Genomic DNA, 26,472 nt, shown 5'->3' with positions numbered 1-26,472 from the left:
GCGTCGTCCGTTAGCCTGGGTCGGTGACCAACGCCCAGAACCTCGCCCCGGCTCCGCTCCCGGCGGCCCTCGAGGCCGCCTCGGCCTCCGGGCGCACGCTGGTCATGGGCATCGTCAACGTCACCCCCGACTCCTTCTCCGACGGCGGCCGGTGGGACACGACCGACCGCGCCCTCGCCCGCGGGCTCCAGCTCCTTGATGAGGGCGCCGACATCCTTGACGTCGGCGGTGAGTCGACCCGGCCGGGCGCCCGGCGCGTCGACACCGTCGAGGAGCAGGCCCGAGTCGTGCCGGTCATCGGCGCCCTCGTCGAGCGCGGCGCCGTCGTCTCGGTCGACACCATGCACGCCCCGACCGCCGCGGCCGCCCTCGCGGCCGGGGCGGTCATCGTCAACGACGTCTCCGGCGGGCTGAACGACCCCGACATGCACAGGCTCGTCGCCTCCACCGGCGTCGTCTACGTGTGCCAGCACTGGCGCGGCAACCCCGAGACGATGGACTCCCTGACCGACTACGACGGCGACGTCGTGGCCGGCGTGGAGGCCGAGCTGCGCCAGCGGCTGGAGTCCCTCGCCGCGGCGGGCGCAGACCCGAGCCAGGTCGTCATCGACCCCGGCCTGGGCTTCGCCAAGACCCACGAGCAGTCCTGGCAGCTCCTGGCCGCCACCGCGAGGCTGCGCGCCGACCTGGGCCACCCGGTGCTCATCGGCGCCTCCCGCAAGCGCTTCCTCGCCGCCGCGGCCGACCCCTCGAGGGCAGCCGACCCCCTGGCGCGCGACGCCGCCACGACCGCCACCACAGCCCTGGCCGCCGCAGCCGGCGCCTGGGCCGTCCGAGTCCACGAGGTCCCGGCCAACCGGGACGCCGTCCGTACCGCCTCCTTTTGGAAGGAACCCTGATGAGCACGAACCCGACCACCGACAGGATCCGTCTGACGGGCCTGTCCGCCCGCGGCTACCACGGTGCCCTTCCTTTCGAGCGCACTGAGGGTCAGCTCTTCGTCGCCGACGTCACCCTCGACCTCGGCGAGCGCGGGACAGCGGTCGCGGCGGTCACCGACACCCTGTCCGACGCCGTCGACTACGGACAGGTGGCACGTGCGGTCGTCTCGGTCATCGAGGGCGAGCCCGTCAACCTGCTGGAGACCCTCGCCGAGCGCATCGGCGAGGCGGCGCTCGGCTTCCCCCGCGTGGTCAGCGTCGAGGTCTCCGTCCACAAGCCCCAGGCCCCCCTGGACATCGCCTTCGACGACGTCATCGTCACGATCTCCCGGACCGCCGAGACCGTCGTCCCGGAGGCGGGTCGCACCGGCCTCAAGGCTCCCGCACCGGTGGCCGCGCCGCTGGATCTGCCGCCCTCGCCCACCACCTCCCAGCCCTCAACCTCCCCCGAGGCCGCCGCATGGGCCTCCTCCGCGGAGTCGGCCGGCTCGGCGAGCTCGGCAGGCTCCCTCACCTCGCACGCGGCCTCCCCGGCGGCGCCGTCGGGCTTCACCTCGCACGCGGCCTCCCCGGCGGCGCCGTCGGGCTTCACCTCGCACGCGGCCTCCCCGGCGGCGCCGTCGGGCTTCACCTCGCACGCCGCCTCCCCGGCGGCCCCGTCAGGCTTCACCTCCCACGCGTCCTCCCCGGCCGCCCCGTCCACGCCGTCCCCCGCCTCGCAGGCAGGCCCCTCCTTCGGACAGCAGGCCTCCCCGGCCGTCCCTGCCTCGCCCGAGGCCCCCGCCTCCTCCCCGTTCGGGGAGTCCGGGACCTACAGCCAGTCCTGGGACTCAGCCTCGGCGACCTCGGCCCCGGCTGCGCCGGTGTCTCCGGCGGTGGCGGCATCGGCCCCCTCGACCCCGGCTGTCGGCCAGGCACCGTCCTTCGGTCAGGACCCCGCCCCCTCAGCCCCGGCCTTCGGGCAGGCTCCCTCCGTTGAGCAGGCGCCCGCCTTCGGGCAGGACCAGTCCGCCCCGGGCTTCGGGCAGCCCGGTGTCCCGGACGCGCCGGCCTCCCCGGCGGTGGCAGCTTCGGCCCCCTCGACCCCGGCCTTCGGGCAGGCTCCCTCCGTTGAGCAGGCGCCCGCCTTTGGGCAGGACCAGTCCGCCCCGGGCTTCGGGCAGCCCGGTGTCCCGGCCGCGCCGGCCTCCCCGGCGGTGGCAGCCTCGGCCCCCTCGACCTCGGCCCCCTCGACCTCGGCCTTCGGGCAGGCTCCGTCCCTCGGCCAGCCCCCTGCCCCGGCGCCTGTGCCCGAGCCCCCAGCGCCCGTCGACCCGGCCATCCAGCGGCCGGCGAGCCCGGTGGAGGTCGTCATCGCCCTGGGCGGCAACGTCGGCGGTGTCGTCGCGGCGCTGCGTGGCGCCGTGGGGACGCTGCGCGAGACGCAGGGGCTGACCGTTACCTCCGTCGCCCCCTTGGCCCGCACCGCCGCCGCCATCGACGACGGTGTGCCCGAGCAGCCCGACTTCCTCAACACGGTCGTGCTGGCCACGACGACCCTCTCACCGCGTGAGGTCCTCGCTGTGTGCCAGGGCCTCGAGGCCGACGCCGGACGGGTGCGCACCGGACCGCAGGGCCCGCGGACGCTCGACGCCGACCTCATCACCTACGAGGGCGTCACTCTCGACACCCCCGAGCTGGTCCTGCCCCACCCTCGGGCCGCCCAGCGCGCCTTCGTCCTCGTCCCCTGGGCAGAGGCCGACCCCTTCGCCGAGATCGGCTCGCAGTCAGTGTCCGCCCTGGCTGAGGAGGCCCCGGACCGCGACGGCGTGCGCTGGCTCGCCCTGGACTGGATGGACTCCGACAACCTGCCCGCCCTGCCCACCGGCCAGTACGTCGAGCCGCCCGTCGGCGAGCCCGTGAGCGTCTCCGCCGCGCCTCAGCCCGCAGCCGCCCCGGCACAGCCGGCAGCGCCGGCCGTGCCCGATCAGCCCCCCGCCGCGGACCCGCTGGGTGGCGCGATGGGCGCCGGCCTCGTCGAGCAGCAGCCCTTCGCTCCCTCGGCCCCGGTCGACGTCGCGGCGGTCCCCTCTCCGGCTGCTCCTGCTCAGTCCCTCGACCAGGCCGCCCCGATGGACGCCGCGGCGGTGCCGGTGCCGTCGTACGACCAGCCTGCGGCTCCGTCGTACGACCAGCCTGCGGCTCCGTCCTATGAGCAGCCTGCGGCGCCGTCGTATGAGCAGCCTGCGGTGCCGTCCTACGAGCAGCCTGCGCCCGCCCAGCCGGCCACCTCGAGCGCCCCTCCCGCCTCTGACGACGCCCCGTGGAAGGCGCAGCTCAACTGGAACGACATCGTCGGACGCCAGGGCCAGGGGTCGTGATGCACCGCACGCGCTGGACGACCGTCCTCGCGTGCTTCGTCGCGCCGACCGCACTGGCCTGGGTCGCCGCCGACCTGACCCTGCGACACCGCGGCTGGGTGCCCTCCCTGACCCCGTGGGGCGCCGCCGTCGCTGTGCTCGTGTCGGTCGGGGTCCTCGTGGGCGGCCTCGCCGTCAGGCGGATGAAGGACCGCCAACCCACGTGGATCACCCCCACCGGCGCGGCGGCGACGGCCGCCGCCGCCCAGGCCTCCGCACTTGTCGCCCCCACGGTCGGCGGCATCTACGCAGGCAGCCTCATCGCCGCCCTCCTCGCCCCCACCGCCCCGGCGATGACCTCCCTGGCCTGGAGCTCGGGCGCCTGCCTCGCCGCCTGCGCCCTGTGGTGCGGCATCGGGCTGCTCGTCGAGCACTGGTGCGCCATCGACCTTGACGACGACGATGACGACCCCGGTGCGGCAGGAACCGGCGACGAGGTCCCGGCCTAGGCGGGGCCCTCCCGTCCCCGCGGCGACCCGCGGGCCCAGGCCGGCAGCCTGGGCCCGCCCGGGGCCTCCGCCGGGGCGGGCTCGGCGTCGGAGCACGCGGGGCGGGTCCTCCGAGAGGAGGAGGAACAGCACATCGGCACGTGGGACGCTGGTTCCCCGACGACAGGAGCCCCAGATGAGCGTCTCGTCCAGCGGCACCGGCACTGCGCCGTCGCGCGTGGCCGACCCCTTCGCCCCCGAGGGCGTCGACTTCCACCCGGTCTCATCGCGTCTGGCCACGGCCCGGCTCCTGGGCGCCGGGATCGGCAACGCGGTGGCCGTCATCGGTTTCGCCGTTCCCGCGGTGCTGTGGAGCCCGTGGCTGTGGATCGGCTCGGCCTTCTTCCTCATCACCGGCCTGTGCGAGATGCTGCTCATCCCGCGCCAGGTCCGGGCCATGGGGTACGCCCTGACCGAGGACCACCTGCTGTGGCGCAAGGGCGTCATGTTCCGCTCCCTGTCAGTCATCCCCTACGGGCGCATGCAGCTGGTCGACACCTCCCAGGGGCCGGTCGGAGCCCGCCTGGGCATCGCCGAGGTCAAGCTGCACACCGCCTCGGCGAGCACCGACGCCACGATCAACGGGCTTCCGGCGCAGGAGGCCGAGCACCTGCGCCAGATCCTGGCCGACCGCGGCGAGGACAGGATGGCCGGGCTGTGAGCGCCGGCCAGCCCAGCACCGGGGGTGGCGCCAGTCGCATGGCCGTCCCCGACGACCTCGTGTGGCACCGCATGCACCCGATCACACCGGTGCTCACGGGATGGAAGATCATCACCGCCGTCATCGCCTTCGCCACCGTCCAGAACGTCGACACCGTCCTGCAGGTGTGGGAGTCGGTCAGCGACACAGAGGTCAGCGTCCCCCTGTCGGTCGTCCTGACGGCCGTCGGGGGCACCCTCGGGCTCATCGCGCTCACCGCCGTCCTGCTGGCGCTCAGCTGGCGCAACCGCAGCTACGCCGTGGACCCCGACGCGGTCTACCTGCGCTGGGGTATCGCCTTCAAGCAGCTGCGGACCGCGCGCCTGCCCCGCATCCAGTCCGTCGACATCGTCCACCCCCTGCTGGGTCGGCTCTTCGGACTCGGCCAGCTGACGGTCGAGGTCGCCGGCGCGGGAGACTCGCGGGTCGTCCTGGGCTACCTGCGAACCGCCCAGCTCAACGCCCTGCGCGACCGCATCCTCGACCTCGCCTCAGGCGCCGTCGACGCCGGTGACGACGCCGGCCGGGACGCCCCCGAGGACACCGGCGCCCCCGCAGCCGGCGTCCTCGAGGGCGCTCCTAGCACGGACCGCGGACGGCAGGGCCGGCTCGCCGCCTCCCGGCGAGCACCGCTGGGCTTCGAGGACGCCGCCCTCGGTGAGCGCCTGCGGAGCGTCGAGAGCGAGGAGCACCCGCTCTACTCCGTCAAGGTGCCCGTGCTCCTGGGGTCGATGCTGCGCTCCCCGAGCGTCGTGCTCGCCGTGGGTCTCGTCCTCGTCCTCGTCATCGGCGTCATCGTCTCCCTGGTCTCGCGAGACGAGGGCCTCGTGGGCGCAGGGGTCCTCACCGCCGTCCTCCCCGCCCTGGCAGGCCCGCTCGTCCTGGTCGGGATGGTGTGGTCCCGATTCAACGGCTCCTGGGGGTTCCGCGCCGCCGCGACCCCCGCGGGCATCCGCCTGCGCTACGGGCTGACCTCGGAGGCCTCGGTGACCCTGCCCCCGGGGAGGGTCCACGCCGTCGTCCTGAGCAGGCCGCTCCTGTGGGCGCGCAAGGACTGGTGGCGGGTCGAGGCCACCGTCGCCGGACGCCAGGAGGTCGACTCCTCCTCGTCGGGGACGACCTCGCTCAACACGGGCAACGTCCTGCTGCCGGTAGGGGAGCGCGAGACCGCGCTGCGGGCCCTGTGGCTCGTCGTGCCCGACCTCGGCGTCCCCGACCCCGACGCCGTCCTGGCCGAGGCGATGTCCGGCAGGGAGCGGAGGGAGGGGGCGGGCCCGGTCGACGCCCCGGGGCGGGGCTTCGTCGGGCCGCCCCGGCGGGCGCGGATCTTCTCGCCGCTGGCCTGGCGGCGCACCGGCGTCATGCTCACCGACACCTGTGTCATCCTCCGGCACGGGCGCTGGTGGCTGTACACGACCGTCGTCCCCTACGAGCGCATCCAGTCCCTGCGCACCTCCGCCGGGCCCCTCGCCCGCAGGCTCGGCCTGGCCAAGCTCCGCCTCGACATGGTGCCCAGCCTGACGATCAACGCAGGCATGGCGCGTATGGCCAGCCTGCCTCAGGAGGACGCGGCGGCCCTGGCCGAGGTCATCGCCCAGCGCGCCTTGCGCCGCCGCTCGGGGGAGAGGCTCGACCGCTGGCTCGCCCGCGCCTCGAGCGAACCGGCGGATCCGACAGCGTGAGACCATGCCGGCATGAGCCTCACGCGTGACCCCTCCGGTCAGGAGCCCTCGCCCGGACCCGTGCCGGGGGACCGCCCGACATCAGGGCCCCGCCCCGACGGGCGCCTGGGCGTCGGCGTCATCAGCGCCGGGCGCGTCGGGGCGGTGCTCGGCTCGGCGCTGCGTGCCGCCGAGCACCAGGTCGTCGGCGTCCACGCCGTGTCCGAGGCCTCGCAGGAGCGCGCCGAGATCCTCCTGCCCGGAGTGCCGGTCCTCGAGATCGACGAGATCGTCGAGCGCGCCGAGCTCGTGGTCCTGGCCGTCCCCGACGACGCGCTGGGTCCCCTTGTCCAGGGCCTGGCCGACCTGGGCCGCTGGCAGCCGGGCCAGCTCGTCGTCCACACCTCGGGCCGCTACGGGGTCGGCGTCCTCGAGCCCGCCCGGCGCTGCGGCGCCATCCCGCTGGCCATCCACCCCGCCATGACCTTCTCCGGATGGTCGGCCGACCTCGTGCGCCTGACAGGCTGCCCCATGGCCGTGACCGCCCCGGGGCCGGTCCTGCCCATCGCCCAGGCCCTGGCGGTCGAGCTCGGCGGGGAGCCCTTCGTCCTGGCCGAGCAAGCACGCCCCGCCTACCACGCCGCCCTCGCGCACGGGGCGAACCACCTCGTCACGCTGGTCGGCCAGGCGGTCAGGCTCCTCGGGGCGGCAGGCGTCGAGGACGGTGCCGCGACACTGGGCCCCCTGCTCTCCGCTGCTCTCGACCGCGCCCTGCACGAGGGCCCCGACGCCTCCCTGACCGGGCCGGTGGCCCGCGGGGACGCCGGTACCCTGCGCGCCCACCTCGAGGCGATCGACGAGGCCCGAGACGCCGACGGCCAGCCGCTTACCGACGTGCTCGAGACCTACCGGGCACTGGCGGCTGCCACTGTCGCTCGCCGGGAGGCGACGGGCAGGCTCACCCCGGGGCAGGCCACTACCCTGCGCGCCGCCCTCGAGGGCGGCGGCGGTGACCAGGCGCTGGAGGGCTGAACCGGCTGCCACGGCGGGACGATCCGGCGCGATTCGGCCGCGGACCGACGCGGGGATAGCGTGGGACGCATGAGCGTTGAGCCCGACACGACCGCCGGTCCCACCATCGCCCTGACCCGCACCCGCGCCGAGCTCGAGGCGGCTCTGGCGGGCGACCGGGCCCCGCGGGCGGTCGTCATGACCATGGGTGCCCTCCACGACGGTCACCTCGACCTCGTGGCGGAGGCGGCGCGCCTGGTCGGCCAGTACGGGACCGTGGTCGTCACCATCTTCGTCAACCCCCTCCAGTTCGCGGCGGGGGAGGACCTGGAGGCCTACCCCCGGACCCTCGAGGCCGATGTCCAGGCGCTGGCCGGGGCGCTCGCGGGCACGGACGGGGCCGGGCGGGTGGGGCGGCTGCTCGTCTTCGCCCCCACCCCTGAGGTCGTCTACCCCGACGGGGAGCCGAGCGTGCGCATCGACCCCGGCCCGATGGCAAGGGTCCTTGAGGGCGCCGTGCGACCCACCCACTTCGCGGGGGTGTGCCAGGTCGTCCTCACCCTCCTGCACCTGACCGGTCCGCGCTGGGCGCTGTTCGGGCGCAAGGACGCCCAGCAGCTGGCGATCGTGCGGGCCATGGTGCGCGACCTGGCCGTGCCGGTCGAGATCGTTCCCGTGGACATCCGACGCGAGGACGACGGGCTGGCCATGAGCTCGCGCAACGCCTACCTCAGCCCTGCCGAGCGCGGTCAGGCCCTGGCCCTCTCGCGCTCCCTGGCCGCGGGCGCCCGCGCCGCTCGCCAGGGCGCCGGCGCGGCGGCGGTGCGCGAGGCGGCCCTGGAGGTGCTCGCCTCGGCCCCGGGTGTCGCGGTCGACTATGCCGCGGTCGTGGACCCCGACACCTTCGTCGACCTGGCGGGCTCCGGGTTGGGGCTGCCCGCGGCCCCGGTGCCGGTGGCCCTTGCCCCGGCGGCTCCGGACCCAGCGCCGGTGGCCCCGGGGGCGGTGGACACAGGGGCCGCGGCCCCGGGGGCGGGAGAGCCGGAGTGCTCCGGCACCTCCCCGCGCACAGCGCCGGAGAACCCGACCCGACAGGCGGGAGCCGCCGGGGTCTCGGTCCGCGCAGGTGCGATCGGTCCGGGGAAGCAGTCGGCCCCCGGTCGGGCGCTGCTCGCGGTGGCGGCCAGGGTCGGCACCACCCGTCTCATCGACAACGTGCTCCTCGACCTGCCTCGGTGAGAGCAGTCGCTGTCCGGGGGCCTCGTGGCCTGAACGAGGGTTCTTACCCCGTCTCGTGGGAGCCAGCCTCGCCCGTGAGGATCTCCGAGCCTGAGCGGTACGGCCGCCGCGTGCGCAGGCGAGGCGGCCGTGCGCACCCGGAGGGGGTGCCGGCAGACCACACCGACATGTGATGCACATGACAGCGGCCGCCCGTTGATGCCCCCGTTTCTCATATCCGCGGAATTCCGCGGATGTGCTCGGCTCCTGAGACTCGCGAGGCCGTCGAGCGGACCTCTCCATGTGCATCACCGTCCTTGATGCACAACAGAGGGGGGCGCAGGTCGGACGCGAGCTCCGCTCAGTGGCGGAATTGCAAGGATTCGGCGCGCGGCTCCCAGTGGTTTATGTGTGAACGACCTCCGGGGACCGGAGGCTGCGGCTCGGCCGGTCCCCGCGCGCGGGCCCTGCGGCCGGAGCCTGGTCCCGCCTGAAGCCGGGCCGTGCCCGGGCTTGCCGTGGAGCCGGGCCGTGCCCGGGCTTGCCGTGGAGCCGGGCCGTGCCCTGCCTGGTGGCCCTGGCGGTCCTGGCTGCTCGGGTCTCAGGCGCGGCCGGCGCCCTTCCTGCCTGCAGTGGGACACGCCCGGGGCGGCTCTGCCCCGAGAGCCGATCATCTAGCCTTGCCGTGATGAGCACTCGACTGCGGACGATGATGACGTCCAAGATCCACCGCGCCACCGTGACCGACGCTGACCTCGACTACGTCGGATCGGTGACCGTGGACGCTGACCTGCTCGATGCCGCAGACCTCCTGCCGGGCGAGCAGGTCGACATCTGCGACTGCACGAACGGCAACCGCCTGACCACCTATGTCATCGCGGGGGAGCGGGGATCGGGGAGCATCTGCGTCAACGGCGCGGCGGCGCACCTCGTGAGCCCCGGGGACATCGTCATCCTCATCGCCTACGGTCAGCTGTCGGACGCTGAGGCCCGCGTCTACCGGCCCCATGTCGTCTTCGTCGACGAGGACAACCGGATCGTCGAGAGGGGCTCAGAGCCCGGCGGGCTGCCGGACCGAGTGGAGGCGGCCTCCGGGCTGCGCCCCTCCGGCATCAGCCTCGAGGAGGCGCGCCGGCAGTGAGAACCCTCCCCCGGCACCTGTCTCTGTACACCTGGCGGACCCTCAGCCCCGAGGACGTCGCCTCCGTCCTCGGCCCGGCGATGACGGTCGCGGGTGAGGACGCGGACGGGGCGGCCTACCGGGTCACGGCGCGCGACGGGACCCTCCTGCTCGACCTCGAGGAGTGCGCGGTCGACATCGACCGGGACTTCGCCCGCTACCTGGGTGCGGCCGTCGGTCGACCAGCCCCCCGGTACTCCTACACCGCGCTCAACACGAGCGCCGACGGACCCGGGAGCCAGGAGCACACGGCCCTCCTGGTCGCCCTTGCCCAGGAGCTTGACGGCCTCGTGGCCACGGAGGTCGACAGGCTCGTGTGGCCGGCGCCGGCAGCCGGGGTCGGGGCCTACGAGCCGCAGGACAGCGAGGTGGTCGGGGACCTCAGCGTGCTCGCCTGGACCTGGTTCGTGCGCCACTCGGTGTGCGGATCACCGGTCCGAGCCTGGATGCGGGCGGTGGGGGAGGCAGCGCCCCGGCTCCTGCCGACCCACGCCGTTGGCGCCTCGCGCACCATGGAGCTCGATGAGCGCGGAGCGGACCGCATCGAGTCGATGGTCCGTGACAGGTGGGACGGGGCGGCGCTGATCTGCCCGGGTCCTTTGCGCACGGTGAGGATGGGGGCGGGCCCGGACCGGGGCGGGATGTACACCGTGGAGTGCGCCGTGCCGATGGGCTCCCAGGTCGTTGACGAGCTCCCCGTCCTCACGGGCCTGCTCGGCGCGGTCGGTGACGAGCTAGGCGCCGAGCTGGGGGTTGCCGAGGTCGTGGGCGGGTGGGGGTGGGACCCTGACGGTGTGCCCGGTGAGCTCGCCCCCGGCCACGGGGCAGCGACCTGCGCGGCCCGCTTGCGCGTGGGTGACCTCGCGGTGGCAGGGCTTCCGGCTGACCCGGTCTGGCAGACCTACCTCGGTGCGCAGTACGCCGACCTCGTCTCTGCCGTCATGCCGACCCTCCCCCAGGGGTGGCGGTCCGTGTGGACGCGCCGGGGGCGGGTCGTCACCGTGTGCGAGCAGCCTCGTGCCGTGCCCGAGACCGACTGGTTCCCGCCCGAGCTGTGCGTCGGGACGCGCAGGCGCCTGCTCAGGGCCCCGTTCCCCGCAGGGCGCGGACCCTGCCCTGCGCCGTCCAGGAGTAGGGCTCCGGCCGGCCTGGCTCACGGCCTCCGAGGGGCAGACCCGCCCCAGATCGCACTGTGATGCACATAACATTTACGTGCTGTGGTTGGTCGCGCGATCGTGATCGTTGTGATTCCGCGGATTCACTGAACGTGGGAGGAGTGCTGACGCCCTCGCTCGAGCCTGAAATGTGCATCGGGGGTGGTCATGCACATCCAAGGCCGTTCCGGGAGACTCCTCGATCACAACATCCGCAGAATCGTGCGGTTGTCCGGCAACGCGATCCGGGATGAATGTGCAACTCCCCGAAGTGCCGACCCGACGATCCGCAGGATCGTCGCCTCTCCGTCCGCCACGTCCTTGCCGGTCAGCCTCACGGTGACGTAGCCGTCGGCCAGGGCCCTGTGTTCTCGGCGTCGGTCGGTTCGGATCTGCTCACGCGAGGAGTGGAACTCGTATCCGTCGGTCTCGACGATGAGCCAGCCCTCGACGAGCATATCCACCTCCCCGATACCCTCCAGTGTGGCGCCGGGCTCTACCTCCAGGCCCGCGTCGCGCAGGCACAGGCGCGTGCGTGTCTCCAGGGGTGAGCGGCTCGCGGCCTCAGCCTTGGCCAGCCGCTTGCGCGCCAGCGCCGCTCGACGGCCGGTCAGCAGCTCCTCGACGTCCTCCTTGGTCACCAGTCCACGGTGGAGCGCACCGTCGGCGACGCACAGGGCGTCGAGCTCATCGAGGCACGTCAGGCAGCAGGCAACCACTTCGGCTGGGGCGACCAGCGGGAACCCGTCGACGCTCAAAGCGGTGAGATGGCGGGTGCGATGGAGGCGGATTCCTGTCGTGGGCCGGTCGTGGCTGGGGCGGACGGAGTGGTTGAGCGGAACGCCGACATGAACGAGCCGTGGAGCGCTCCACAGCGGCAGGCCCAGGACCTCGGCGGCGCTCGCGCAGGTGAGCCTGCCCCTGAAGTGGCGGGCGCGCACGATCCGGTGATCAGTCCCCGGGATGACGAGGAGGCGGGGGCAGGGCTCGTGGAGGACACCCAGGGCGAGGGCTGCTCCCATGGCCTGCCGGTCCTCGGCGCCGCCCACCACCTCGTTGACATGCGCCGCTCCGCAGAGCGCGTCGACGCGGGACACGAGCGCGCCCACTCTCGTCCTCAGGTCAGCGTCCATGCCGACAGGCTCCGACCGTCCTCACTCACTGCGCCAGTGACTCGGTCGAGCCCTGTGGACACGGGGGTCACGACCCGCTCCTGTGGAGCACCTCAGGACCTCCTGGCGGGCAGGGTCGTGTCCGGTGAGGGCCCGGGCGTGGTGGCCGCGGGGACCGTCACGCCGCTCCTGCGGCGGCGCGGATAGACTCGCGCGCGTGACACACGAGCCCTCCCCCCAGACGCCCGCCCCGCAGTCCGCACAGGACACCCGTCCCGCCCAGGCCAAGCAGGACCCCGGGCCCGGAGAGCAGTTCGCGATCCGCGCGGGCAAGCGCGAGCGCCTGCGCGCGGAGGGCTGGGACCCCTATCCGGTGCAGCTCCCGATCACGAGCACGATCGAGGACGTCCGCGACCGCTTCGGCGGCCTGCCGACGGGCACGATGGCCCTCGAGGCGGGGTACGCCGAGTCGGAGGCGATCGTGGGTATCGCCGGGCGCGTCGTCCTTCTGCGCAACACCGGCAAGCTGTGCTTCGCCACCCTTCAGGACGGTGCGGGCGCCACCCTCCAGGTCATGCTCTCGGCCAGGTCGCTGCCCGGGCGCGGCCACTCCTCCTTGGCCGCCTTCAAGACGGACGTGGATCTCGGCGACCACCTCTTCGTCCACGGGCAGGTCGGCGTGTCCAGGCGCGGGGAGCTCTCCGTCTTCGCCGAGCCGGTCCTGCGTGCCGGCGTCAGCGCCGAGGACCCGGCCGACGTCGGTGACGACGACGTCGAGGTGCCCGCCTGGCGCATCGCCTCCAAGGCGCTGCGCCCGCTGCCCAAGACCTGGACGAACGAGGCGGGTGAGTCCGTCACCCTCTCCGAGGAGCAGCGCGTCCGGCGCCGTGAGCTCGACCTGCTCACCCGGCCCGCTGCCCGCGACATGATCCGCACCCGCGCCGCCGTCGTGCGCTCCCTGCGGGACAACTTCCACCGCCGCGGCTACCTCGAGCTCGAGACCCCGATGCTTCAGGTCGTCCACGGCGGTGCCGCGGCGCGCCCCTTCACGACCCACATGAACGCGCTGGACACCGAGCTCTACCTGCGCATCGCCACGGAGATCTACCTCAAGCGGGCGGTTGTCGGCGGCGTGGAGCGGGTCTTCGAGATCAACCGCAACTTCCGAAACGAGGGCATGGACTCCTCCCACTCCCCGGAGTTCGCCGCGCTGGAGGCCTACGAGGCCTACTCCGACTACAACGGCATGGCGGCCCTGACCCGTGACCTCATCCAGCAGGCGGCCCGTGACGCCTTCGACCTGCCCGAGGGGGGCGAGGTCGTGCGGCTGGCTGACGGCACCGACTACGACCTGTCGGGGCAGTGGGACACGATCGACCTGTACACCTCGGTCTCCGAGGCGCTTGGCGAGGAGGTCACGGTGGACACCCCGCGTGAGCGTCTTGTCGCCCTGGCTGAGGGCCTGGGGCTGGAGGTCGACGACTACGCCGTGGCGGGCAAGATCGTCGAGGACATCTTCGAGGTCACGGTCGGGGACCGGCTGTGGGCTCCGACCTTCGTCTACGACTTCCCCGAGGACACCTCCCCGCTCACCCGCTACCACCGCTCCCGGCCGGGCCTGACCGAGAAGTGGGACCTGTACGTGCGCGGCGTCGAGACCGCCACGGCCTACTCCGAGCTCGCCGACCCCGTCGTCCAGCGCGAGCGCTTCGAGGCGCAGGCTCTGGCGGCGGCCAACGGCGACCCGGAGGCGATGATGCTCGATGAGGACTTCCTGGTCGCCATGGAGCAGGGCTTCCCGCCCTGCGGCGGCATGGGCATGGGCATCGACCGGCTCCTCATGGTGCTGACCGGCCAGGGAATTCGCGAGACGATCGCCTTCCCCCTGGTCAAGCGCTCCTGACCTCTGGCGGGCGCGGGATCGACGCCGCGCCCGCCGGTCGGGATCGGGACGCAGCGCGCCGCGCAACCGGTTGCCGCGGCCTCTCCCCGTGTCATGTGTCCCGATCTCGAGGTGTCGTTTCTCCCGATCTCGGGGTGTCGTTTCTCCCGATCTCGGGGTGTCATTTGTCCCGATCTCGGGGTGTCATTTGTCCCGATCTCGGGGTGGCAGGGGGTCAGGAGGGGGCGGCGGGTGAGCCGATGTGGGCGGAGATCCTCCGGGCGCACTCGGCGCGGCCCACGGCCTGGCACCCCTGGGAGGTCCAGCGGGCGATGGCGGCCGGCTCCTGGCGGGACAGGCGCAGGCCGCGGGTGAGCAGGACGTGGACCGGCTTGCGGTGCTCGGCCAGGTCGCGGCGCAGACGGAACCACCAGGTCTGGATGCGCGGGCGGCGCAGGACGAGGGCGTCGGCCAGCAGTCCTGCGCGGCGACAGGGCTCGATGAGCTCGGCGGCGAAGATGCCCTCGGCGACGAAGGCCGGCGCGGTGCCGATGTCGAGCACGGTGGTGCCCAGGGTGGCGTTGTCGGGGATGGAGTAGACCGGTACCTGTGCCGTGCCCTGGGCGCACAGCTCCGTGATGGCGGCCATCGCCCGCTCGGCGTCCCAGGCGCGGGGGTCGTCCCAGTCGACCCTCCCGGCCGCCTCCTGCCGGGAGGCGCCTCGTGCACCCGAGACGGTGCCGTCGAGCAGCGGCATGCCCGGCTCGTCGCCGTCGCGGTAGAAATCGTCGAGCTTGAGGCGCTGCGCCCCCACGGCGCGCAGGAGCGAGGTCTTGCCCGACCCCGACGGGCCGGTCAGGAGGATGACTCGCGCGCTCACGGGGACCAGCGTAGAGGTGTCGGGCGCCTGGCCGTGCCGCTCACCGAGGCATGGCCAGCGCGCGCATGCGTGCCCGGGCGCCCTCGGCGCGCAACGCCCTCAGCTCCTGGGCGAAGACGCTCCTGAAGCGTTCGTCTCCGGCCAGGTCGCCGAAGACCGACTCGTCGCCGACGAAGGCGAGGTCCTCCCCGGCCCTCTGCCGAGCGGCCCGCTCGATGAGCCCGGCCCCGGCCGGGTCGTCGACGGGGATCGTCTCGCCGCGCTCGTCGACGCCCTCGTCGCCCAGGGCCCAGGCGGCAACCATCGCCGCTCCCAGGCGCACCGGGCCTCCTGCGGCGAGGTTGTCGGCGATGGTGGGCAGGACGAACTTGGGCATGCGGTTCGAGGCGTCCTGCGCCAGGCGGGCCAGGGTGTCGCCGATCGCGGCGTTGGTGAAGCGCTCGAAGAGCGTGTCGACGTACTCGCCCAGGTAGATGCCGGGCACGGGTCGAAGGCGTGGCAGGGCCTCGCGCTCGAGGTATGCCCGCACCCACGCCGCGATGTCACGGTCGGCAGCCGCCTCGTGGGCGTCGCCAATCCCGAGCAGCCGGCCCCAGTGGGCGAGCCCCTGGTGGGAGGCGTTGAGCAGCCGCAGCTTCATGAGCTCGTAGAGGACGACGTCGTCGACCAGCTGGACCCCGACCTTCTCCAGGGGTGGGCGCCCGGCAGGGAAGTCGTCCTCCAGGACCCACTGGCTGAAGGGCTCGCAGGTCACCGGCCAGGCGTCGGCGATGCCCTCGGAGGCGAGCTCGTCGATATCGGCTGGGGCCGTGGCCGGGGTGATCCGGTCAACCATGCTGTTGGGGAAGGCGACGTTCTCCTCGATCCACTCCGCCAGGCCCGGGTCGCTCATGGCCGCCTGGGACACGACCGCGGTGCGCGCCACTCGGCCGTTGCCCGGCAGGTTGTCGCAGCTCATGACGGTGAACGGGGGTGTGCCTGCGTCGCGGCGACGGCGCAGCGCCTCGACGACGTAGCCGAAGGCGGTGGTCGGCTGGCCGGGGTGGGTGGCGTCGTGGAGGGCGCCTGGTGACTCGGTGCGGAACCTGCCGGTTGCGTCGTCGACGTTGTAGCCGCCCTCGGTGATCGTCAGGGAGACGATGCGGGTGGTGGGAGAGGACATGCGTGCGAGCACGGCCTCTGGGTGGGCGGGGGCGTAGAGGTAGTCGCGGAGTGATCCGATGACGCAGGTCTCACGCCGCCCGTCGGGGTGCTTGAGGGTGAGGCTGTAGGTGTGGTCCTGCCCAGCCAGGGCGTCGCGCATGCGGGTGTCGCCGGGAAGGAGCCCGACTCCGCAGATCCCCCAGTCCATGGCGTGCCCGGCGCGCATGAGGCGGTCGAGGTAGACGGCCTGGTGGGCGCGGTGGAAGCCTCCGACCCCGATGTGGACGATCCCGGTGCTCACGAGGTCGCGGTCGTAGGGCGGGGCTAGGTGGGACAGGTGCGGCGGGACGGCGGCGCTGGCGTCATTGACGGTCACGAGCCAATCGTGCCCGAGTACGGGCGCGCGCGCCCCGACAACGGGGCGATCGACGGCGCAGGAGCGTGTGGTGGCGCCAACCTGCGTGCGCTCATCGTGTTGGAGTGCTGGGTGTTTTTCGGACTGTGTGTTTTTGGTGTGTCAGGCCGCTTGTCTGCGGCCTAGGTGCTCGCCTTCGACCTCGTTGGGGGTGCGGTAGCCGAGGGTCGAGTGGAGACGTGTCTGATTGTATGTCAGCTCAATCCATGAGGCAATGTCGCTCACTGCCTTCCTACGTGTAGGGTACACCATGCGGTGGACCCTCTCGTTCTTAAGAGTCGCGTTGAATGACTCCGCCCAAGCATTGTCCCAGCACACCCCGGTGCGCCCGACGGACAGCCGTATGCCATACTTCCTCAGGTGGTCGGAGAACTGCTGAGAGGTGTACTGGCTGCCTCTGTCGGAGTGGAATATGGTTACCCCTCTCTTGTGGGGGCACCTGCGTACCGCCATGTCGATAGCGTCACGGACGAGGTCGGTGCGCATGTGGTCGGCCATCGCGTAACCGACTACCTTCCTCGTGCAGCAGTCCAGCACCGTTGCGAGATACACGAACCCAGCCCACGTGCGGATACAGGTGATGTCACCTACCCATTTGATTCCGGGTTTCTCGGCCGTGAAGTCACGGCGCACGAGGTCGGGACGCTCGCCCAGGTCACGGGCCGGGACGGTGGTACGGACCTTCCGGCGCGGTTGCGCGGCTCTCAGGCCCTGGGCGCGCATGACCGCACGCACAGTGTCCTGGCAGGTTGACACGCCTTGACGTCGCAGGGCTGCCGCGATGCGCCGGTACCCGTAGGCGCCGTGGGAGGCCTCGAACTCGGCCCGCACAAGAACCGCCAGCTCCTCCCGTCTCCTGATACGACTCGACTCAGCCCGCTCGCGCCAGGAGTAGTACCCGGACCTGGACACCCCGGCCCAGCGGCACATGGAGGCAACAGGGTATCTGCCTTCCTCGCGGTTGATGAGCTTGTACTTGTCGCTCACCGCTGTTCCTGCGCGAAGAAGGCCGCCGCTTTTTTCAGGAACTCGTTCTCCTGGCGCAGCTCGCAGTTCTCCGCTCTGAGCCTGGCTATCTGCGCGGACTCTGCGACTGCTTCACTTTCCTCCTGGCTGGAGTGCTCCTTCCTGTACCTCGCGACCCAGTTCCCCACCGTCTGGGGCACCAGGTCGTAGGAGGCCGCGACCGACGCGATCGTCCGGTCCTTCTCGACGACCTCACGCACAACCTGCGCCTTGAACTCGTCCGAGTACTTCGCCCTTGACATGGCTCCATCCTATCGAATCAGAAGAGAGACGAAAATCTCCCCTGTCCGAGAAACGCCACTCACCCCATGTCCTGCTTGTGCGTGCGTGTGCGTGTGGGAGGGTCATGGTGTGGGTGTGGGGTGTGGCCACTGGGCTTGGCCGATGGGGGCGGGGAGTCCGGGTGCGGTGTGTCCTTGGCAGACCCAGGGGGTCATGGAGGTGGCGAGGTTGATGAGGTTGGCCTTGAGGTCTCCGCGCATGCCGGTGCCGGGGTAGACCGAGACTGTGACGTAGTGGTAGTTGTCCTCGCAGGTGAAGGAGGCGGCGCCCCCTCCTTCGGTTGAGGTGTAGACCGTTCCGGTTCCACCGATGCCCTCGACGGTGAAGGTGTCCTCGATCGGGGCGTCGTAAGCATCGGCCCAGGGGTTGATCCCTTCATCGAGCCGCCCCCACCGAGTCGTCAACGCCATATCGGACCTCCCTGACGACTGGGACGGGGGAACCAGCACCGTACAAAACAAATGGGTCACGTAGTCGTCTTTATTGGTGGAGAACCTAGGCAAGAAGGAAACCGATGGTCCGAACATGGCGATGACGGCGTCGTCGGGGACTCCGGGGCAGGTGAACTGCCCGTCAAGGGAGGCGGTTGGCGCGACTACTGCCGCGGTGGGGGTCGGTGTGGGGTCGGACATTCCGGGAAGACCGGAGCACGCCGCCAACCACGTGCACAAGACGGTCGCGACTGTGAGGCGAAGAGCTGGTCTGAGGCGTTCCGCAACACTGTCTGCTCCGCTATGCCGATCTCCCCGGGAGTCCAGGTGCTGCTGCTCTGCCCGCGGGGCGGTCGCCGTGTCCGTGCGTGCGTGTGCGTGTGGGAGGGTCATGGTGTGGGTGTGGGTGTGGGGTGTGGCCACTGGGCTTGGCCGATGGGTGCGGGGAGTCCGGGTGCGGTGTGTCCTTGGCAGACCCAGGGGGTCATGGAGGTGGCAAGGTTGATGAGGTTGGCCTTGAGGTCTCCGCGCATGCCGGTGCCGGGGTAGACGGAGACGGTGACGTAGTGGTAGTTGTCCTCGCAGGTGAAGGAGGCGGCGCCTCCTCCTTCGGTTGAGGTGTAGACCGTTCCGGTTCCGCCGATGCCCTCGACGGTGAAGGTGTCCTCGATCGGGGCGTCGTAAGCATCGGCCCAGGGGTTGATCCCTTCATCGAGCTGCCCCCACCGAGTCGTCAACGCCCGGCCGGTCCGGGAGGTAATGTCCGGATTCTTAGGGACGATCACGGTGCAGAAAAGTTGAGAGAGATAGCCTGCCCTGGTTGAGTATCCGGGTGAGATGCTGGCCGATGGTCCGAACATGGCGGTCACGGCGTCGTCGGGGACTCCGGGGCAGGTGAACTGCCCGTCAAGGGAGGCGGTTGGCGCGACCACTGCCGCGGTGGGGGTCGGTGTGGGGTCGGACAGCCCGGGAAGACCGGAGCACGCCGCCAACCACGTGCACAAGACGGCCGCGACGGCAAGAGAAAAAACAGATCTAAAATGTTCCACGAGACGACTCCCTTAGTGCGATTAATGGTCCCAAGGGCTTGGGGTGACCGTAAGATCGCCAGGATGTGCGGCGGCATGAGAATCCCCATACTCGACGCTGATATCTTGCTGAATGCCCGCTAGTGGTGCACGATCATCGGTTGGAAGTAAGTCACCCATCTGGTATATGGCATCATACTGCTCGGCGGTGAGCGACCCGTTCGACCCGAGGTTGAGAGTGCCGTCGTTGTTAATGACGGTACTCATGTCGGTGGTCGAGTGGGCCCGAATGCTCATCAACTCATCTGGAGTGTATATCCCGGCTTGAAGCAAAGCCAGCGTTGCGAGAGTCTGGTTGGCTACTAGTCCGTCGGTGTATGCGTCGGCACTGTTCTGCCTCGCTTCCTCCTCGCTGTCTGCAAGCGCCTCGGTTATCGACGTTCTCGTGGTTCCGACTGCGGTGCTCCGCGCAGATCCGACCAGGGTCTTGATCACAGTTCCCCCTTCGGATGCGAGTGGGACTGCGCTCGCGAGGTTCGCTGCCAGATCAATATAGGATCGAACTTTCGAGTCCGCCTCAGCCCCTATCTGCTCGCTCGTCCGACTGATGGCTCCGGTGACGAAGCCATCCACAGAAGCCTGATCTTTCACGGCGTCAGCGAGCGGGGTGTGGTCACCACTTTCTCGGGCGACAATGGCGGCCTCTCGTGCTCGATAGTAATTGAAAACAATCTGGGAAGCGGTGAACAGTGTCAGTGCGTCGTCGTTCTGGCCCACCTGTCCGATGAGATTCGACAGGGCGAGATCGGAGAACAGGGGCTGCTCTGAACGGCCGGCGACACTGTCAGACTCGCCTGGTGACAAGGTGAGTGTTCCCGGATTACCTGCCTGCGCTGACACTTGGACGCCCAGAGGGTATCGAGACAACGTCTCGGCGACGAGGTTCCGTGCCGTATCGGACAGGGTCAGCTGTTCGCCGCTCTCGCCGAGAGCGTTCAGTATTCCTGAGACTGTCGTCGCCCTGCTCGTCCCGCCGGAGTCGAATGAATCCTGGGTGTCAGTCCCGATCGATGTTGGCAGCATCGGGCTTTCAGAGACCGCTTCTGCGATGGCTGCCCAGTCGTCTGTCCAGCGGTTGTCGCCGACGGGGGCGTTGTCCATCATCTCCTGGACGCGAGAGAGAGTGGAGTTTGCGCCGGTCTCGGCGGTGACGGGTCCTGGGGGCGTTGGTGCCAGCCACTGTTGAGCGGCGTCGGGGTTCGCGGTCATCGCGTGGACAAGGCCGTCAAGCGGATTCGAGTCGTCTCCGACAGAACGATGACCGCCGTCGGCTGCGGGCGGAGTGAAACCTGAGGGCATCTGCTCAAGATTTGTTCCCATCTGGACGAGAAAAGCGTCATTGAAGTCCAGGCCAGATCCCGCGTCCTCGGTGGAGTCCTGCCCGTCGAGATCGACGTCCCGACTCGCGCCCAACATCGTGTTGAGCGCAGACATGCGGGCCGGGTCAACACTCCCCGCTGCCCAGTCCTCACCGGGGTTGTCCTGAATCGAACGGGCCAGCGTGTCCGCGGCTTCACGGGCGGTTTCATCATCCCAGGTGGTGGAGGCTGCGGCCAGCATGTGCCCGAGCGTGTCCGCCAGTGCTCGGCCGTGACCGGACTCCTCGTAGTCCGTGTGGGGGACGACGCCGCCTCCGGGGCGTCCGGTCGGCTCGAGAGCGACTTCCACGTCGATGGGAATCTGGGTCAGGTTCTCAAGACCGACGTGTTCGATGAAGGCGGCGCCGTACGCGGGGATGTCCTGGTGTCGAGACATCTCGGCGATGATCTCTTCTACGCTTCGTCCGTGCTCGTCGGTGCCGTTCTCGATCGCCTCCTCGAGGTTGATGGCCGCCTGTTCGCCGTCCGACGCCGCTCCGGAGTTGTAGGCGACAACGTTCTCAGCCGTGTCCGCGTACCCGTCAGGCAGGTAGTAGGAGATGCTTCCGTCGGATCCCATGGGGGTGATCCCGGAGTCGTTCATCGCCTTGGCCTCGTCGAGCCTCGTCTGAAGGTCGCTGGCGATCGTCGCGAGATCGCCGGCGCGTTGATAGATCGTTGACGACTCTCCGCTCGAGACAAGAGGGTCGATGTCAAGAGGGTAGCAGTTGATCCACAGGGACGAGTACACCTGTGAGCGGGCGTCGTCGTGGCTGGCGCTGCGGTCGTTCAGGGTGTCGATCACTGATTGCAAGGAGTCTGGGTACAGCCGGACGAAGGTCATGACGCTTTGTCGATGAGCTCCGCCTTCGTGGAGACCCAGGCATCCGACAACGATGTGGCAAGCGTGGTCCCTCCGGCTGAGGTCCCCGAGGTCGCGCCCACCTGGCCGCGGACCTCGACGATTCGATCAAGGACGCTCTTGATGGCGTCCTTCTTCTGGTTCTCGGCCATCAGGGCCTCCTTGACAGGGTGTGATCCAGGGGCGGGGCGTTGTGACGTCATCGTTATGCTTTCACATCGGTGCGGTTCGGGCAAGGTTGACAGGTTCCTGTTGGGCTCAGGTCGCGCACGCCCGCGGGAGGGGCGACGGAGGTCGGGACACGGGGATACCCGTGGGGGTATAGTGGCCGGCACCTAGATACCCCAGGGGGTATCGTCGTGTCGACCTTTCAAGGAGCCCCGATGTGCCGAGCAGTGACCTGCACGACCTGCGGCAAGACGACCTGGGCCGGCTGCGGCCAGCACGCCGAGGAGGTGATGGCCGCTGTCCCCGTCCCTGAGCGCTGCACCTGCGACGACACAGGCTCGGAGCACCCCGGAGCTTCCGGAGCCTCCAGGGCCTCCGGCACCGGCGGTCTGCTCTCGCGCCTTGTGGGAGGGGGCCGAGGTGCCTGAGACGAGCTCCCCCACCGGGCCGGCCGAGACCGCCGGCCGCCCCCTGGCCCCGGAGCGGCGCGAGGATCAGGTCCCCGCCCCCTCCCCACGGCGCGTCATCGTCATCGGCGGCGTCGCCGCAGGCATGAGCGCCGCCACGCGCCTGCGCCGCCTCGAGGAGTCCGCACGCATCACCGTGCTCGAGCGCGGTGACCACGTGTCCTTCGCCAACTGCGGCCTGCCCTACTACGTCGGTGGCGTCATCACCGAGCGCGACAGCCTGCTCCTGCAGACCCCCGCCAGCCTGGCGGCGCGCTTCAACCTCGACGTGCGCGTGCGCACCGAGGCGCTGAGCATCGACCGCGCCGCGCGCACCGTCCGCGTGCGCTCCACCGCCGCGGACGGGACGCCGACCGAGGAGGACCTGCCCTACGACGCTCTCGTCCTGGCCCCCGGGGCACGACCCGTCCTGCCCCCGGTCCCCGGCATCGAACGGGCCCTGAGCCTGCGCTCGGTCGCCGACGCCGACGCCCTCCTGGCCGCCGTGGCCACCGGCGGTCCCGATGGCGGCCCGGCGCGCAGCGCCGTCGTCCTGGGAGCTGGCTTCATCGGCCTCGAGGTCGCCGAGAACCTCCACCGGCGGAAGCTGTCCGTCACCCTCGTCGAGCTCGCCGACCAGGTCCTGCCGCCGCTCGACCCCGAGATGGCCGCCCCGGTGGCCGCCCGCCTGCGCGAGGCGGGGATCGAGGTACGCACAGGCACCTCGCTCAGCCGGGTCGAGGCGCACGAGGCCGTCCTGACCGACGGCACCCGCCTGCCCGCCGACCTCGTCGTCGTGGCCGTCGGGGTGCGACCCGACACCGCCCTGGCCGCCGAGGCAGGCCTCGAGGTCGACGAGCGCGGGGGCGTCGTCGTCGACGACGAGCAGCGCACGAGCGACCCGCGCATCTGGGCCGCCGGCGACGCCGCGCTCAAGCGCAGCGCCCTGGACGGTGAGCCGACGCTCATCGCCCTGGCCCAGCCCGCCAACCGGCACGGGCGGGTCGTGGCTGACTCGATCCTGGGACGGCGCCCCCAGGCCGCCCCCGGGATCGGCACCGCGATCGTCGGGGTCCTCGGCCTCGAGGTCGCCATGACGGGGTGGAGCGAGAAGCGAGCCCGCGCTGCCGGGCTTGACGTCGTCGTCGTCCACACCCACCCGGCCGACCACGCCACCTACTACCCCGGGTCCGCCTCGATGAGCCTCAAGCTCGTCCTCGAGGCAGGCAGCGGGAGGATCCTGGGAGCCCAGGGCCTGGGCGAGGCCGGGGTCGACAAGCGCATCGACGTCGTGGCCACCGCGATCCGAGCCGGACTGAACGGCCCTGACCTGGCCGACCTCGAGCTCGCCTACGCCCCGCAGTACGGGGCCGCCAAGGACCCGGTCATCATGCTCGGCCTCGTGGCCGACAACGTCCTGTCGGGCCTGACCCCCACCATCCAGTGGCACGAGCTGGCCCAGGCCCGCCAGGCCGGCGGGGTGCTCGTCGACGTGCGCAGCACCGCCGAGTTCGCCCGAGGCCACATCCCCGGGGCGCTCAACGTCCCGGTCGACGAGCTGCGTGAGCGCCTGGCCGAGCTGCCCCGGGACAGGCCCCTCATCATGAGCTGCCAGGTCGGCGCGCGCGGGCACCTCGCCGTGCGCCTCGCCCTCCAGCACGGGCTCCAGGCCGCCAACCTCGACGGCGGCTACCGCACCTGGTCGGCCGCCCACGGCCCCGGTGTCCTGGGACCTGAGCAGGGAGAGGACCGGGCATGACCGTCCATCTCGACCCCACCGACCTGCGCCCCACCGTCACCCGGCTCAAGCGCGCCCGCGGCCAGCTCGACGCGGTCATCCGCATGCTCGAGGAGGGAGAGGACTGCGAGGCCGTCGTCACGCAGATCGCCGCGGTGTCCAAGGCCGTGGAGCGGGCCGGCTACGCCGTCATCGCCACCGGCATGCGCACCTGCTACGCCCAGGACCCCAGCGGACGGAGCGTCGACCCCGCACGCCTGGAGAAGATGTTCCTCTCCCTGTCCTGAGACCAGGACCCGAGCCCGGGCCGCCGGGCCACCGGGCCGCCGGGCCGCAGACACAGGCCGGGACCGGCGGCCGCGGAGCCCGAGGCGGGGGCGTCGCGACCGCCGGTCCCGGCGGGAGAGGCAGACGGTGGGCGGCCCTGGGCGGGGCCGCCCACCGAGGGGGACTACTCGACGACGTCCTCGTCCACCCAGTCCAGGGTGCGGGTCACGGCCTTCTTCCAGTTGCGGAAGAGCCGCTCGCGCTCGTCGAGGTCCATCTGCGGCAGCCACCGCTTGCCCTCGGCCCAGTTGTCGACGACGTCCTGGGTCCCCGACCAGAAGCCCACGGCGATGCCCGCGGCGTAGGCCGCCCCCAGCGCGGTGGTCTCGGCGACCTGCGGGCGGACGACCGGGACGCCGACCTGGTCGGCCTGGAACTGCATGAGCAGCTCGTCGCGGGTCATCCCCCCGTCGACCTTGAGCTCGGTGAGGGTCGCACCCGGGGAGCCCGAGGCGGCGGCGTCGCGGTTCATCGCCTCGAGGACCTCGCGGGTCTGGAAGGCCGTGGCCTCCTCGACGGCCCGGGCGATGTGGCCCTTGTTGACGTAGCGGGTCAGGCCCACGAGGGCCCCGCGGGCGTCGGGCCGCCAGTAGGGGGCGAACAGGCCGGAGAAGGCCGGCACGAAGTAGGCCCCGCCGTTGTCCTCCACCGAGCGCGCCAGCTCCTCGACGTCCTTGGACTCGGTGATGAGACCGAGGTTGTCACGCAGCCACTGCACGAGGGAGCCCGCCACCGCGATCGACCCCTCGAGGGCGTAGACCGCCGGGGCGTCCCCGATCTGGTAGGCCACCGTCGTCAGCAGCCCGTTGGCCGAGCGCACCGGGGTCGTCCCGGTGTTCATGAGCATGAAGCAGCCGGTGCCGTAGGTGTTCTTGGCCTGGCCGACCTCGAAGCAGGCCTGCCCGAAGGTCGCCGCCTGCTGGTCGCCCAGGATCCCGGAGATCGGGGTGTCGACGAGCAGGCCGTTCTTGCGCCCGTACCCGAAGACCCCCGAGGAGGGCTTGATCTCCGGGAGCATCGAGACGGGGATGCCCATGTCGGCGCAGATCTCGGGGTTCCAGTCCAGGGTGTCGATGTTCATGAGCATCGTGCGGCTGGCGTTGGTCACGTCGGTGGCGTGCACCCCGCCGTCGACCCCGCCGGTCATGTTCCACAGCACCCAGGTGTCCATCGTGCCCAGGAGCAGGTCGCCGGCCTCGGCGCGCTCACGGGCCCCCTCGACGTTCTCCAGGATCCAGGCGACCTTCGGCCCGGCGAAGTAGGTCGCCAGGCCCAGCCCCACCCGGTCCTTGTAGCGGTCGTAGTCGGGGGCCTCGGCGCTGGCCCCCGGCGCCGAGGCGGCCAGCCGGTCACAGATCCGCTGGGTGCGGGTGTCCTGCCAGACGATGACGTTGTGCACCGGCTCACCGGTGGTGCGGTCCCACACGACGACGCTCTCACGCTGGTTCGTGATGCCCACCGAGGCGATCTCGTGGCGGTTGATCTCCGCGGCCGAGAGGACCCCGGCGACGACGTCGCGGGTGTTGCGCCAGATCTCCAGGGCGTCGTGCTCGACCCAGCCGGCCCGCGGAAGGATCTGGGCGTGCTCCTTCTGGTCGACCGCGACGATCTCGCCGTCGTGGTTGAACAGGATCGCCCTCGAGGAGGTCGTGCCCTGGTCGATGGCCAGGACGTAGGTCTTGTCGGTCATGAGGATGTCCTTTCACGTCGTTGTGACGGTGCGGTCGGGAGCCCGGCGGGCTCGTCGCGAGGCGCCCTGACGGGCTCCCCGCAGGAGGTCAGCGGGCGCTCAGAACAGTCCTGCCATGGACGGGACGATGAGACCGGCAGCCACGCCGCCGATGATCGGGCCGACCACGGGCACCCAGGCGTAGGACCAGTCCGACCCGCCCTTGCCCGGGATCGGCAGGACGGCGTGAGCCAGGCGCGGGCCCAGGTCGCGGGCGGGGTTGATCGCGTAGCCGGTCGGGCCTCCCAGCGCCAGGCCGATGCCGACGACGACGAGGGCGACCGCCAGCGGCCCGAGCTGGGAGGGGGTCTTGCCCGACTGGATGATCCAGCCCACGAGGACGAAGGTCGCGATCACCTCGGTGACGAGGTTCCAGCCGTAGGAGCGGATCGACGGGGCGGTCGAGAAGCAGCCGAGCTTGGCCTCGGCCGGGGCCTCCTCGTCGAAGTGCTTCTTGTAGGCCAGCCAGGCCGCCACGGCGCCGAGGAAGGCGCCGACCATCTGCCCGGCGACGTAGACCGCGATGTTGACGGCCGTCGCCGGCACGCCGGCGGCCAGGTCGCGCCCGGCGGCGGCCAGGCCCAGGGTGACGGCGGGGTTGATGTGGGCGCCGGTCGCATAGGCGGCGTAGACGCCCATGAACACCGCCAGTCCCCATCCCCAGGAGATGACGATCCAGCCCGAGGCCTGCGCCTTGGACTTGGGCAGGGTGACGGCGGCGCACACGCCGGCACCCACGAGGATGAGGATGAGCGTTCCGAAGAGCTCGGACAGGAAGACCTGCCCCAGGGTGGGAGTCATCTGGGCTCACTTTCTGCACATGGCGTGCGGTC

The 26,472-nt window shown here is 71.3% G+C and carries 23 protein-coding genes; 13 read left to right on the top strand and 10 right to left on the bottom strand.

Annotated features, from left to right (window positions below):
• The first annotated feature begins 23 nt into the window (after positions 1-23).
• The 9 genes from folP to EL245_RS06075 all read left to right on the top strand — a co-directional run bounded on the left by folP (position 24) and on the right by EL245_RS06075 (position 10,794).
• Positions 24-899 (top strand): dihydropteroate synthase, encoded by an 876-nt coding sequence (gene folP, locus EL245_RS06115; protein ID WP_126382351.1) that lies wholly within the window; start codon positions 24-26, stop codon positions 897-899.
• Positions 899-3,301: a 2-amino-4-hydroxy-6-hydroxymethyldihydropteridine diphosphokinase gene (gene folK / locus EL245_RS06110; protein ID WP_126382350.1), complete on the top strand. Its 2,403-nt coding sequence runs from the start codon at positions 899-901 to the stop codon at positions 3,299-3,301. The genes folP and folK overlap by 1 nt, the downstream gene beginning before the upstream one ends.
• Entirely contained in the window at positions 3,301-3,789 is a 489-nt protein-coding gene (locus EL245_RS06105; protein ID WP_126382349.1) for a DUF3180 family protein, read from the top strand. The genes folK and EL245_RS06105 overlap by 1 nt, the downstream gene beginning before the upstream one ends.
• A gap of 175 nt (positions 3,790-3,964) precedes the next feature.
• Positions 3,965-4,489 (top strand): PH domain-containing protein, encoded by a 525-nt coding sequence (locus tag EL245_RS06100; RefSeq protein ID WP_126382348.1) that lies wholly within the window; start codon positions 3,965-3,967, stop codon positions 4,487-4,489.
• Between the two features lie 38 nt (positions 4,490-4,527).
• Entirely contained in the window at positions 4,528-6,210 is a 1,683-nt protein-coding gene (locus EL245_RS06095) for a PH domain-containing protein (RefSeq protein WP_126382347.1), read from the top strand.
• A gap of 12 nt (positions 6,211-6,222) precedes the next feature.
• Entirely contained in the window at positions 6,223-7,221 is a 999-nt protein-coding gene (locus tag EL245_RS06090) for a Rossmann-like and DUF2520 domain-containing protein (RefSeq protein WP_126382346.1), read from the top strand.
• Between the two features lie 69 nt (positions 7,222-7,290).
• Complete coding sequence (panC, locus tag EL245_RS06085; RefSeq protein ID WP_126382345.1) at positions 7,291-8,439, top strand: pantoate--beta-alanine ligase; 1,149 nt, start codon at positions 7,291-7,293, stop codon at positions 8,437-8,439.
• A 667-nt stretch (positions 8,440-9,106) separates the two neighbouring features.
• Positions 9,107-9,559, top strand: a complete 453-nt coding sequence (panD, locus tag EL245_RS06080) for an aspartate 1-decarboxylase (RefSeq protein WP_126382344.1) — start codon at positions 9,107-9,109, stop codon at positions 9,557-9,559.
• Positions 9,556-10,794 carry a hypothetical protein gene (locus tag EL245_RS06075; protein WP_126382343.1) on the top strand — a complete coding sequence of 413 codons (1,239 nt, stop codon included), beginning with the start codon at positions 9,556-9,558 and terminating at the stop codon, positions 10,792-10,794. Before panD ends, EL245_RS06075 begins: the two co-directional genes overlap by 4 nt.
• A 161-nt stretch (positions 10,795-10,955) precedes the next feature.
• Here EL245_RS06075 and EL245_RS13595 read toward each other — a convergent pair whose 3' ends face one another.
• Positions 10,956-11,885 (bottom strand): hypothetical protein, encoded by a 930-nt coding sequence (locus tag EL245_RS13595; RefSeq protein WP_232009894.1) that lies wholly within the window; start codon positions 11,883-11,885, stop codon positions 10,956-10,958.
• Positions 11,886-12,081: 196 nt separating this feature from the next.
• Between EL245_RS13595 and EL245_RS06065 the strand changes: the two genes are divergently transcribed.
• Positions 12,082-13,767 carry a lysine--tRNA ligase gene (locus EL245_RS06065; RefSeq protein ID WP_197719459.1) on the top strand — a complete coding sequence of 562 codons (1,686 nt, stop codon included), beginning with the start codon at positions 12,082-12,084 and terminating at the stop codon, positions 13,765-13,767.
• Between the two features lie 214 nt (positions 13,768-13,981).
• Here the strand turns inward: EL245_RS06065 and EL245_RS06060 are convergent, their stop codons facing one another.
• The 7 genes from EL245_RS06060 to EL245_RS13180 all read right to left on the bottom strand — a co-directional run bounded on the left by EL245_RS06060 (position 13,982) and on the right by EL245_RS13180 (position 21,383).
• Positions 13,982-14,626: an ATP-binding protein gene (locus tag EL245_RS06060; protein ID WP_126382341.1), complete on the bottom strand. Its 645-nt coding sequence runs from the start codon at positions 14,624-14,626 to the stop codon at positions 13,982-13,984.
• Positions 14,627-14,666: 40 nt separating this feature from the next.
• Positions 14,667-16,145, bottom strand: a complete 1,479-nt coding sequence (locus EL245_RS06055) for a mannitol dehydrogenase family protein (protein ID WP_126382340.1) — start codon at positions 16,143-16,145, stop codon at positions 14,667-14,669.
• A gap of 141 nt (positions 16,146-16,286) precedes the next feature.
• Positions 16,287-17,452 (bottom strand): IS3 family transposase gene (locus tag EL245_RS06050; RefSeq protein ID WP_126381880.1). Its coding sequence is split into 2 segments (ribosomal slippage): positions 16,287-17,206 and positions 17,206-17,452, totalling 1,167 coding nucleotides; the frame shifts between segments, so codons are not numbered across the junction.
• Positions 17,453-17,554: 102 nt separating this feature from the next.
• The gene (locus EL245_RS06045; protein ID WP_126382339.1) at positions 17,555-17,902 is read right to left on the bottom strand and encodes a hypothetical protein; all 348 of its coding nucleotides are present in this window, start codon (positions 17,900-17,902) and stop codon (positions 17,555-17,557) included.
• A gap of 410 nt (positions 17,903-18,312) precedes the next feature.
• The gene (locus EL245_RS06040; RefSeq protein WP_126382338.1) at positions 18,313-18,708 is read right to left on the bottom strand and encodes a hypothetical protein; all 396 of its coding nucleotides are present in this window, start codon (positions 18,706-18,708) and stop codon (positions 18,313-18,315) included.
• A gap of 285 nt (positions 18,709-18,993) precedes the next feature.
• Positions 18,994-21,174 (bottom strand): DUF6571 family protein, encoded by a 2,181-nt coding sequence (locus tag EL245_RS06035; protein ID WP_161512800.1) that lies wholly within the window; start codon positions 21,172-21,174, stop codon positions 18,994-18,996.
• 35 nt (positions 21,175-21,209) lie between these two features.
• Positions 21,210-21,383, bottom strand: a complete 174-nt coding sequence (locus tag EL245_RS13180; protein WP_161512799.1) for a hypothetical protein — start codon at positions 21,381-21,383, stop codon at positions 21,210-21,212.
• Between the two features lie 231 nt (positions 21,384-21,614).
• Between EL245_RS13180 and EL245_RS06030 the strand changes: the two genes are divergently transcribed.
• Genes EL245_RS06030 through EL245_RS06020 form a run of 3 tightly spaced genes read left to right on the top strand, consistent with a single transcriptional unit; the run spans position 21,615 to position 23,870 of the window.
• Positions 21,615-21,827, top strand: coding sequence for a hypothetical protein (locus EL245_RS06030; RefSeq protein ID WP_126382336.1), 213 nt, complete (start codon positions 21,615-21,617; stop codon positions 21,825-21,827).
• Positions 21,820-23,604 carry an FAD-dependent oxidoreductase gene (locus tag EL245_RS06025; RefSeq protein WP_232009893.1) on the top strand — a complete coding sequence of 595 codons (1,785 nt, stop codon included), beginning with the start codon at positions 21,820-21,822 and terminating at the stop codon, positions 23,602-23,604. The genes EL245_RS06030 and EL245_RS06025 overlap by 8 nt, the downstream gene beginning before the upstream one ends.
• Positions 23,601-23,870, top strand: coding sequence for a metal-sensitive transcriptional regulator (locus EL245_RS06020; RefSeq protein WP_126382335.1), 270 nt, complete (start codon positions 23,601-23,603; stop codon positions 23,868-23,870). Before EL245_RS06025 ends, EL245_RS06020 begins: the two co-directional genes overlap by 4 nt.
• 164 nt (positions 23,871-24,034) lie before the next feature.
• Here the strand turns inward: EL245_RS06020 and glpK are convergent, their stop codons facing one another.
• Both glpK and EL245_RS06010 read right to left on the bottom strand, forming a co-directional pair.
• Positions 24,035-25,600, bottom strand: a complete 1,566-nt coding sequence (gene glpK / locus EL245_RS06015) for a glycerol kinase GlpK (RefSeq protein WP_126382334.1) — start codon at positions 25,598-25,600, stop codon at positions 24,035-24,037.
• Between the two features lie 99 nt (positions 25,601-25,699).
• Positions 25,700-26,440: an MIP/aquaporin family protein gene (locus tag EL245_RS06010; RefSeq protein WP_126382333.1), complete on the bottom strand. Its 741-nt coding sequence runs from the start codon at positions 26,438-26,440 to the stop codon at positions 25,700-25,702.
• Between the last annotated feature and the right edge of the window lie 32 nt (positions 26,441-26,472).

Source organism: Actinomyces howellii, from assembly GCF_900637165.1.
GTDB classification, from domain to species: Bacteria; Actinomycetota; Actinomycetes; order Actinomycetales; family Actinomycetaceae; genus Actinomyces; species Actinomyces howellii.
This window is presented reverse-complemented; position numbering and strand designations above follow the sequence as displayed.